The 4,945-nt window shown below is 69.2% G+C and carries 4 protein-coding genes, 1 tRNA gene and 1 pseudogene; 1 reads left to right on the forward strand and 5 read right to left on the reverse strand.

Features of this window, described 5'->3' with window-relative positions; translation table 11 throughout:
• The first annotated feature begins 22 nt into the window (after nt 1-22).
• Nucleotides 23-94, forward strand: a tRNA-Thr gene (locus tag AC2VOR_RS16755).
• A gap of 187 nt (nt 95-281) precedes the next feature.
• Here AC2VOR_RS16755 and AC2VOR_RS16760 read toward each other — a convergent pair.
• From AC2VOR_RS16760 to AC2VOR_RS16780, 5 genes and pseudogenes are all read right to left on the reverse strand, one after another.
• Nucleotides 282-692, reverse strand: coding sequence for a hypothetical protein (locus tag AC2VOR_RS16760; protein ID WP_486964157.1), 411 nt, complete (start codon nt 690-692; stop codon nt 282-284).
• 271 nt (nt 693-963) lie between these two features.
• Nucleotides 964-2,385 carry a PE family protein gene (locus AC2VOR_RS16765; protein ID WP_486964158.1) on the reverse strand — a complete coding sequence of 474 codons (1,422 nt, stop codon included), beginning with the start codon at nt 2,383-2,385 and terminating at the stop codon, nt 964-966.
• A gap of 102 nt (nt 2,386-2,487) precedes the next feature.
• Nucleotides 2,488-2,790, reverse strand: coding sequence for a CDGP domain-containing protein (locus AC2VOR_RS16770; protein ID WP_369736809.1), 303 nt, complete (start codon nt 2,788-2,790; stop codon nt 2,488-2,490).
• A gap of 107 nt (nt 2,791-2,897) precedes the next feature.
• On the reverse strand, nt 2,898-4,631 hold the full coding sequence (locus tag AC2VOR_RS16775) for a PE domain-containing protein (protein ID WP_486964159.1): 1,734 nt from the start codon (nt 4,629-4,631) through the stop codon (nt 2,898-2,900).
• 141 nt (nt 4,632-4,772) lie between these two features.
• Nucleotides 4,773-4,945 (reverse strand): annotated as a pseudogene (locus AC2VOR_RS16780) (1,4-beta-xylanase); the annotation flags it as partial.

The raw sequence follows: 4,945 nt of genomic DNA on the forward strand, positions 1-4,945 counted from the left end.
TAGGCTGGCACCGGTTTCACCGGCCTCCTTAGCTCAGTGGTAGAGCACTCGCCTTGTAAGCGAGCGGTCGTCAGTTCAATCCTGACAGGGGGCTCTGGCTTTCTGCACCGCATCGGTCGCGACACCGCGCCGTGGACCGGACCGGCTGGCCGAGTTCGGTGACACTGAGCCGCAGATGCCCCAGGGTGCCGAGGTGCGGGAACTCGATGCGGTGGCTGCCGGGGATGCCACAAGTGGCGAATGATCGCAGCTTGGGAGCTGCCGCCTCCGGAGAGCTGGAATCACTTGACGAGCAACGCCTTGATCAGGGGATCGTTGAATACGCGGAACGCCCGCGCCAGTTTCTTATCGCTTGCCGACGCGCGGCTGTCCGGGTGTAGGCAGGACCGGATCACGTTGTACTCGTCCGGCGTGATCAGTCCTTTGGCGGCGGCGAGCTTGGCTTTGTGAGCTGCGAAGTCGGCGTCGAGCTTGGCCTTGTGGGCCGCGACGTTGGCGTCACATTCGGCGCGGTACTGATCGACGCGTTTCTTCACCTCGGCTTTGACGCGCTGTTCAAACTCAGCGGTGGCGGCAGAGGCGTCCGGTGCGGTAGGCATTCCGCCGGCATCATTCGGTGCAGTGGGCGCACCACGAGAGCGGCTGGCATAGACACGGTGCTTGGTGCAGCAGAATCGCTGCTTGGCGGCCATAGGTCCAGGAGTGGGGGTGAATTGCTCATTGCAATACTCGCAGACACGCGGGCCGAGCCCGAACACCCCACCTGATGGGCAGGGTTCGCCCGGAGGCGTACCAGGCTGCATGCGATTACGTTACGCGTAACGTGGGACCCCCACAAGGCCGGATTGAAAACGCCCTCGTGCTCGTCCGGCATCGACCCGTGCTCGGTTGATGCCGAAGCCGCCGCCGGCGTCGTCGATAGCTCGCCGGCGCGGCCAATGCAAAGGGGTCTGCGGCGGTCGATTACGGCAACACGACCCCGGTGGCCGGGCCCAGGATGATCTGCTGGCCGCCGGGCGGCACGTAGCCGCCGGTGGTCCCGTACAGGCCGTAGTCCGGGTTGAGCGGGCCGTGCCCGGTGTAGATGTCGTTGATCCAGCCCGTGGACAGGGTGTAGACAGCCTGGGTGTCGCCGCCCGGGGAGTACTGGGTGAGCAGCTGCGAGATGAAGTCGATGACGGGTTTGTTGCCCAGCAGCGAGTCGACGTGCGAGCCGTTGAGCAGCTCGACCCCGACGAACTGATTCGGGTACAGACTGACCAGTTGATTCGTGGTGGCGCCATAGGCGTTCCACGCCTGGGGCTGCGCGGCCACCACATAGTCGGGGATGTTGAGCGTCTTGAGGTTGGCGACCGCGGACGCGAAGGCCGTGGAGCTGTTGGCGACCCCGTCGAACATCACGACACCGAGAAGGTGGTTGGCGGCGGTGTTCGTCCCGAGGTCGGCGACGTAGTCGCCCGCGGCGATCGTGGCGAGGCCGCCGCCGGCCGAATGCCCGGTGATCATGAAACTCTGCGGCAGGGTCCCGTGGTAACCGGCCTGGCTCGCGCTGAGGTTGAGCGCCGTCTCGTTGCCCAGGAACAACGATCCGACGGCCTGCTGCATCTGCGCGCCGCTCAGCCAGGCGCCGCCGGGCAACGGCAGCGACGACACGGTGGGGACGACCACGATGCTGTCGGTGCCGTACGCCAGGGCGGTGGCCAGACTGCCGTACCAGCCGCCCGTCCCCAGGAAGCCGTGCTGCAGATAGATGACACCGCGCGCATCGACCGTGCCGTTTGCCTGCGTCGGGAAGTACCAGCGCGCCGGGGCGTCATAGCCATGCGGCCCGACCCCGAGCTGCAGATAGGAGAACCCCTCCCTGACCCCGGTCACCAGGCCGGGGGTTCCCGTTCCCTGCGTCACACCGCTGCTGCTGGCACTGAGGGTGCCGTTGAAGAAGCCGGTGAGCAGCCTGCCCAGCAGACCGGGCCCGGTGGTCCCGGTGACGGCGGGCCCGACGGCATCTCTACCGAAGAGCGGTTGCCCCGTCAGATAGGTGAAGGGGGAGAAGAACCCTTGGTCGAAGAACTGCTGCTCCAACCCCTTGATCAGCAGCGACACATTGAGGATTTCGCCGTCGATGTATGCCGTCGCCGCCCCGCTCAACGCGCCGGCGAACTGGCCGTGAAACAGGACGGTCTGTGCGGTCAGTACGTGGAACTCCCGGGCGTAGCCGCCGAAAACGTTTGCGACGGCCACCGACACCTCGTCGCCGGCCGCGGCGACGATCGCCGTCGTCGAGGACGCCGCCGCCGCAGTGGCGGCCCGCAGCGACGAGCCGATGCCGGCCACTTCGGCCGCCGCCGACGCCAACACTTCGGGGGTCGCAAATAGGTAGGACAAGGGTGCCTCCCACCGGCCGTTCCCCCCGATGGCACCGAAATGGTACTGCGACCGGCCGAACCGTCCGGCGTCTTTGCGAAATTTTTCGCCGGCCGCGGCCGGTTACGGGTCGATGTGGTAGCGCGGCTGCCCGGCCGGTGTCACCGGCCACGGCTCGGCCGGATTGATCTCATAGCGGCGCGAAGTGTCCGGCTTCCAGCCCTGCAGCCGCGACTGGGCGTCGTACACCGGCCCCCCGAACGCGACCTGGCAGCGCTGCCAGGTGCCGTCGGCCCTGATCGGCCCGTCGCAATAGTGCGCGGACGGCTGGGCCTCGCAGCCCGCGGATGCCGGCACGGCGAAGCCGGCCCCGGTCGCGGCGAACGCCGCAACCCCCAGCGCGCTCAGCTGCAGATTCATCGTCATGGCCTCCGGCGGTGACACAGCGGTCGAACGCAGTTCCTGCGGTCTTACATAGCCACGCGTCACCCCCCGGCGAACATCCGCTGCCAAAACGCGCAACCCGCTGGCCGTCAGGGCAGCAGGCTGCTCAGAGCGCCCGGGCCGGGCACGCCGACGGCGTCGACGATGTCCTGGGTCACCGCACCGGGGAACTGCGTCACCGCCGCGCCGATCTGATCGGCACCGTTCCCGATCGCGTCGACGATGGTCGCCGGATCGCCGGTCGGCAGGGCCGCCACGACGTCGAAGGCCGCGAACTGCGGCGCCACCATGACGTTGCGCACGTCGACGAAGAGTTCGGTCGGCAACGACGCCGGCGGGACGGGCACCCCGTCCCAGCTGACCAGCGTCCAGCCGCTCTGGGGATCGCCCTGCATCACGACCATGCCCGTGTTGGCCAGCGGGTGGGTGAGCATGAGCAAGGGATCGGGGTTGTTGACGGTCATCAGCGTCCCGACCTCGATGGCGAATTCGCTGGAGTACGCGACGTCGGTGATCTGGCCGTTGGCGGCATGCACCGGATTGGCCATGGCCGTGGCGTACATCGTCTGCAGCGCGTTGGTGAAACCCTGATCGAAGACCACCCCGTTGAAGTCGATGGACCCCGGGGCCAGCATCGGCATGAGCGGCAACCCGAGCGTCCAGGCGAGCGGCCCGGGCAGGTACAGCAGACCGGCCGGGCTCAGCTGCGGCAAGCCGTCGAAGAGTCCGGCATTGACCTCGTTGAGACCGGGCAACACCTGCGGGGTCACCTGGAGCAGGGAAGCCAGCGGCGCCGCGGTCTCCTGGACCCTGGTCAACTGCGACTCGAAGATCCCTGCGTAGGGCCCCTGGCCCGCGAGCAGGTGCGCGACGGCCGTTGCCTCCTGCTGACCCAACTGGGTGAGCCCGGTCCCGGGCACACCGGTGTCGATCAGGTTCAGCGCGTTGCCGATCGACTGCCCGTGGCGCACGAAGTCGATGACGATCGGCTGCCCACCGCCGCCGGATGGCGCGACCACACCGGTTCCGGCGTTGCCGACGAACAACCCGCCGCGCCCGCCGGCCGCATCGATCGTGCCCGCGCCGCCGTTGCCGAACAGCAGCGCCTGGCCGCCGGCACCGCCGAGACCGCCACTCCCGCCGACGCCGCCGTTGCCCATCAGCCAGCCCCCGACGCCGCCCGCTCCGCCCGTCCCACCGCCGAACCCGGCACCGCCGGCACCGCCGTTGCCGATCAGCCCGGCGCTACCGCCGTTGCCGCCGGCCACGGCCCCCGGGCCTCCGGTCGGGCCGTAACCGCGCCCGCCGTCGCCGAACAACAGGCCGCCGGCGCCGCCGATGGGGGCTGCCGCCGTGCCCGCGGCACCGTTGCCGATCAGGGCGCGCCCGAGCAACAGGTCGATGGGCGCGTTGATAATCGGGTCCAGGACGCGGCCGGCCGGGCTGTCGATCCAGGCCTCGCCGACGGCGTGCGCCGGTCCGTAGACCAAGGCCTGGAAGCCGTCGGCGACCAATGACCGCACACCGCCGAGCAGCGTGCTGCCCGCCACCTCCGCATCGGCGTACGACGCCGCGGCGGCGTTCAGGGTGCCGACGAACTGCTCGTAGTACGCCGCGGCCTGCGCCGCCGCCGCCTGGTACTGGCGGGCGTGCGCGCCGAAGAGCGCCGCGGCCATCACCGATACCTCGTCGGCGCCCGCGGCCGCCATGCCCGTCGTCGGGACCGCGGCGGCCAGATTGCCGGCGCGCACCGCCGCACCGATCCGCGCCAGATCCGCCGCGGCCCCCTCCAGCATCTCCGGCGCCACAAGCACAGACGACATCGCTTCCCCCCAAGTCCGCGTGTACCTAGCCATGATGGGGTCGGGGCCGCAAGAAAACGCACGTTTCGACAAAATCGCGCGCACCGGGGGTTCGCGACCCCGTTACCGCGTCGACCGGCACCCGCAAGCTGCCGGCAACGCTTACGCCATGGGGGCGGCCAGAGCCTTGATCGTTTGAATCTCGGTGTCCTGGAAGGCCCGTCCGTTCGGGCCCAGCAGGTCGTGGAACCACACTTTCGGGACGGCCGGGTAGGGGTGGTCCCAGGAGTCCCAGGGGAAGTAGGTCTGGGTTTTGCCGGCGACCAGGCCCCAGT

Source organism: Mycobacterium sp. TH-M103 (assembly GCF_057473785.1).

Bases quoted from the DNA above. Each gene is read 5' to 3' on its own strand.
- AC2VOR_RS16760 (WP_486964157.1), bottom strand. From the start codon at position 692: ATGGCCGCCAAGCAGCGATTCTGCTGCACCAAGCACCGTGTCTATGCC.
- AC2VOR_RS16770 (WP_369736809.1), bottom strand. From the start codon at position 2,790: ATGACGATGAATCTGCAGCTGAGCGCGCTGGGGGTTGCGGCGTTCGCC.
- AC2VOR_RS16775 (WP_486964159.1), bottom strand. From the start codon at position 4,631: ATGTCGTCTGTGCTTGTGGCGCCGGAGATGCTGGAGGGGGCCGCGGCG.